This window comes from Mesorhizobium sp. RCC_202 (assembly GCF_041355295.1).
In the GTDB taxonomy this organism is placed as follows: Bacteria; Pseudomonadota; Alphaproteobacteria; order Rhizobiales; family Rhizobiaceae; genus Mesorhizobium.
In genome coordinates this window covers 37501-42500 of record NZ_JBFUPO010000021.1, presented here as the reverse complement: position 1 = coordinate 42500, position 5000 = coordinate 37501, and the positions used below count along the sequence as shown (strand labels likewise).

General features: G+C 55.9%; 2 protein-coding genes, 1 tRNA gene and 2 rRNA genes (1 of these 5 running past the window's edge). All 5 read right to left on the bottom strand.

The genetic code is table 11. The annotated features are described in order from the left end of the window. Window positions 1–100: the 5' end (the start) of a type II toxin-antitoxin system ParD family antitoxin gene (locus AB6802_RS29665; protein ID WP_371013771.1), read on the bottom strand. Its footprint begins 167 nt before the window's first position; the window shows 100 of its 267 coding nt (coding positions 1–100); the start codon lies at window positions 98–100; the stop codon falls past the left edge of the window. Window positions 101–303: 203 nt separating this feature from the next. Then, window positions 304–945 (bottom strand): ThuA domain-containing protein, encoded by a 642-nt coding sequence (locus AB6802_RS29660; RefSeq protein ID WP_371013770.1) that lies wholly within the window; start codon window positions 943–945, stop codon window positions 304–306. A 300-nt stretch (window positions 946–1245) separates the two neighbouring features. Next, window positions 1246–1322 (bottom strand) — tRNA-Met (locus AB6802_RS29655). Between the two features lie 248 nt (window positions 1323–1570). Beyond that, window positions 1571–1685 (bottom strand): 5S ribosomal RNA (gene rrf, locus AB6802_RS29650). A 274-nt stretch (window positions 1686–1959) separates the two neighbouring features. Beyond that, a 23S ribosomal RNA gene (locus AB6802_RS29645) occupies window positions 1960–4771 on the bottom strand. Window positions 4772–5000 lie beyond the last annotated feature (229 nt).

Here is a 5000-nt window from a genome sequence, read left to right as displayed (position 1 = left end):
GGCCGGCGCGGACAACTTCGCTGGCATTGTTGTAGCGGCCCGATTCGAGCTGCTTCCTGATGAAGCGCTCGTAATGATCGCTCAAAGCATAGTTGGGCATCGGAAGCCTCCCGCAGAATATGGGCCAGGAGCAAAATATAGCAATAGATAGCAAGAATTGACAGTCCTGGTTGATTCGGGCGCTTCATCGTTGGCGATTCGGCGGGGACCGAAACTCCCCCCGAATCAGGCAGCAGTCGAATGTCGATCAAGGACGCCAGCACCGAGCGGGGGACCTCCAGGCGCTTTAGCCGACTCGCCGCCTCAGCGCGCGGCCCATGCCAGCCCGCGGCGCAGGATGGTGCGCATCTGCGGCACCTGGAATTCCGACACTGCGTGACCGAGCGATGAATAGAACACCCGCCCCTTGCCGTGCCGCCGCTTCCACACCACCGGCATGACGACCCCGTCGATCCACGGCGCATATTCACCGGAGAAGGTGGTCGTCGCCAGCACTTCGTTCGAAGGATCGACATGCATGTAATACTGCTCGGAGCGGTAAGGAAAATCGTCGATGCCCTGCATGATCGGGTCGTCGCGCCGCGTCACATTCACATGATAGTCGATGATGTTGCCAGGATGCGCGACCCATTGCCCACCGCACACGAACTGGTATTCGGGCGATTCGCGAAACGCGTCGCCCATGCCGCCGTGATAGCCGCCGAGGCCGACGCCGTTCTCGACCGCCTTCGTCAGATTGGTTTCCTCCGCTTTGGTGAGCCTGGACATGGTGTAGATCGGCACGATCAGGCTGAGCTCGGCGATCGCCGGGTCGGCGAAAACCGCAGTCTTATCCTCCACGCGCACGGCAAAGCCTTCTTCCTCGAGCATCGCCTTCACGGCGCGCGCCCCGGCCTCCGGCTCGTGCCCCTCCCAGCCGCCCCATACGATCAGCGCTTCCCGCATTTTCCTCTCCATCATCTGCTGCATTGGCTTTGTGGGAGCAGGTGAGCCGAAACACAAGCCGATAGCGGTGCCGATCGCGGGTTGCGCGATTGGTTCCCAGGAGAGTCGCCATAAACAAAAGAAGGTCGCGCGAGGCGAGCGTTTGGTTTGGTTGCGGGGACGGGATTTGGCTTTCTGTCCCGCGGCGCCGGCTTCCGCTTCGGCTCCTTTGCGGGCCCCTGATGACAGCTCAGATCAACCGTCCACGTCCCAACGCAAAACGGCCCGCTGGCGAAGAGCCTGGCGGGCCGTTTTTGGATTTGGTTGCGGGGACAGGATTTGAACCTGTGACCTTCAGGTTATGAGCCTGACGAGCTACCGGGCTGCTCCACCCCGCGTCAACCACGAGCAAGCGTTTGCTTGCGACCACGAGCAAGCGTTTGCTTGCGACTGGATGTAAGCGCTGGCCTACGAGTAGGATGGCTTACAGATAGGTAGATGGCTCACCAAATGAAAGGGCCGCTTTCGCGGCCCGAGGTCCCTTGGCGGGCCTTGATCGTAGAGAGAAGATTTCATCACATCGACCCAAAAATCGGCTTCGATTTTTGGAAGTTACGATGTGACACATAAAACGTGCGTTTAGCAGACCTGGCAGCGACCTACTCTCCCGCGTCTTGAGACGAAGTACCATCAGCGCTGGAGCGTTTCACGGCCGAGTTCGGAATGGGATCGGGTGCAGCCGCTCCGCCATAACCACCAGGTCGGCAAAACGCACGTTGTTCGAGAAGCTTTTGAGCGAATAGCCAATAGTGAGTAGCGAATAGGGATCCCTATTTGCTGTTTTCTCTGAGCTGTTCGCTGGTCTTGTTGTGCCTTTACCGTTCTTGGTCTTGGCGCCTTTCGAAGCGAAGCTTCGCAAGGTCGACCGACCGTCGGCGCTGATGCGCCGCACCCACGTAGCGCCGCCCGCAGGGCGGAACAAGCGTGAGTGAGAACAGACCATTTGACTTCGTCAAATGGATATTAGGAATGAGAACGATCAAGCCGATCGAACTATTAGTACCGGTAAGCTTCAAGCGTTGCCGCTCTTCCACACCCGGCCTATCAACGTGGTCGTCTTCCACGGTTCTCAGGGAATACTCGTTTTAAGGTGGGTTTCCCGCTTAGATGCCTTCAGCGGTTATCCCGTCCGGATATAGCTACCCTGCAATGCGGCTGGCGCCACAACAGGTCCACCAGAGATCCGTCCATCCCGGTCCTCTCGTACTAGGGACAGATCCTTTCAATATTCCTACACCCACGGCAGATAGGGACCGAACTGTCTCACGACGTTCTGAACCCAACTCACGTACCGCTTTAAATGGCGAACAGCCATACCCTTGGGACCTGCTCCAGCCCCAGGATGCGATGAGTCGACATCGAGGTGCCAAACAACCCCGTCGATATGGACTCTTGGGGGTCATCAGCCTGTTATCCCCGGCGTACCTTTTATCCGTTGAGCGATGGCCCTTCCACGCGGGACCACCGGATCACTATGACCGACTTTCGTCTCTGCTCGACTTGTCAGTCTCGCAGTCAGGCAGGCTTATGCCATTGCACTCAGCGAACGATTTCCGACCGTTCTGAGCCCACCATCGCGCGCCTCCGTTACTCTTTAGGAGGCGACCGCCCCAGTCAAACTACCCACCATACATTGTCCCGGACCCGGATAACGGGCCGCGGTTAGACATCCATAGTAATAAGGGTGGTATTTCAAGGGTGGCTCCACCTGAGCTAGCGCCCAGGCTTCAAAGCCTACCACCTATCCTACACATGCCACTACGAATGCCAATGTAAAGCTATAGTAAAGGTGCACGGGGTCTTTCCGTCTAACCGCAGGAACCCCGCATCTTCACGGGGAATTCAATTTCACTGAGTCTATGCTGGAGACAGCGGGGAAGTCGTTACGCCATTCGTGCAGGTCGGAACTTACCCGACAAGGAATTTCGCTACCTTAGGACCGTTATAGTTACGGCCGCCGTTTACTGGGGCTTCGATTCAGAGCTTGCACCCCTCCTCTTAACCTTCCAGCACCGGGCAGGCGTCAGACCCTATACGTCGCCTTGCGGCTTCGCAGAGCCCTGTGTTTTTGATAAACAGTCGCTACCCCCTGGTCTGTGCCACCCTCCTCTACTTGCGTAGAAAAGGGTCACGCTTCTTCCGAAGTTACGCGTGCAATTTGCCGAGTTCCTTCAGCATAGTTCTCTCAAGCGCCTTGGTATACTCTACCTGACCACCAGTGTCGGTTTCGGGTACGGTCTATAAGGAGGAGCTATTTCCTGGAACCGCTCCGCTGCCCGTTCAATCCGATAAGATTGGACAACTTGTGCGATCCGTCACTACCTCCAGGCCCACGAATATTAACGTGGTTCCCATCGACTACGCGTTTCCGCCTCGTCTTAGGGGCCGGCTAACCCTGCTCAGATTAACTTTAAGCAGGAACCCTTGGTCTTTCGGCGGGGGAGTCTCTCACTCCCCTTACGTTACTCATGTCAGCATTCGCACTTCTGATACCTCCACCGCCCCTCACGGGTACGGCTTCATCAGCTTACAGAACGCTCCGCTACCGCTCGTGATTGCTCACGAACCCTAAGCTTCGGTGTATGGCTTTAGCCCCGTTACATTTTCGGCGCAAAGACCCTTATTTAGACCAGTGAGCTGTTACGCTTTCTTTAAATGATGGCTGCTTCTAAGCCAACATCCTGGTTGTTTTGGGATCCTCACATCCTTTCCCACTTAGCCATAACTTGGGGACCTTAGCTGTAGGTCAGGGTTGTTTCCCTTTTCACGACGGACGTTAGCACCCGCCGTGTGTCTGCCGACTAGTACTCCCAGGTATTCGGAGTTTGGTTAGGTTTGGTAATCCGGTGAGGACCCCTAGCCCATCCAGTGCTCTACCCCCTGGGGTATTCGGTCGACGCTCTACCTAAATAGATTTCGCGGAGAACCAGCTATTTCCGAGTTTGATTGGCCTTTCACCCCTAGCCACAAGTCATCCCGAACTATTGCAACAGTTATGGGTTCGGTCCTCCAGTAAGTGTTACCTTACCTTCAACCTGCTCATGGCTAGATCACTCGGTTTCGGGTCTAATGCGACGAACTGAACGCCCTGTTCAGACTCGCTTTCGCTGCGCCTACACCTAGCGGTTTAAGCTTGCTCGTCACACTAAGTCGCTGACCCATTATACAAAAGGTACGTGGTCACCCTTGCGGGCTCCCACTGTTTGTAGGCAATCGGTTTCAGGTACTCTTTCACTCCCCTTGTCGGGGTGCTTTTCACCTTTCCCTCACGGTACTAGTTCGCTATCGGTCATGCACGAGTACTTAGGCTTGGAAGGTGGTCCTCCCAATTTCAGACAGGATTTCACGTGTCCCGCCTTACTCGAGGACGATTGATTGCATTACGCGTACGGGGCTGTCACCCACTATGGCCCTACTTTCCAGAAGGTTCCGCTTGTCTCTCAATCGCCACTGGCCTGGTCCGGGTTCGCTCGCCACTACTTCCGGAGTCTCGGTTGATGTCCTTTCCTACGGGTACTTAGATGTTTCAGTTCCCCGCGTTCGCCACTTTATCCCTATGTATTCAGGATAAGTTACCTATTAGCGATACTTGGAAACCACAGCAGCAAGTCGGCCTTGCGACCGTCTGGCTACTCTGATTTTCCAAGCACCTTAGGTGGGTTTCCCCATTCGGAAATCTACGGATCAAAGGGTATTCGCACCTCCCCGTAGCTTATCGCAGCGTATCACGTCCTTCATCGCCTGTGCATGCCAAGGCATCCACCAATTGCCCTTAAGACACTTGATCGTTCTCATTGCCAATACCCATCGCGCGATCCCACAGGGATCGTCGCTTCAGCCTCTCCCTTGCGGGATTAGCTAAGCGCGATCTCGAAGAGATCGTCGCATCAGCAGCACCCTGTGCGGGGCGCCACCAAATGGAATTGGCACAAAAAGACCAGCTTCTCGAGATCGGTTCGAGGGTGCGGTTAGGCAAACCCATCATATGCAAGGGATTGAGCGTCCCCTGCGACAAA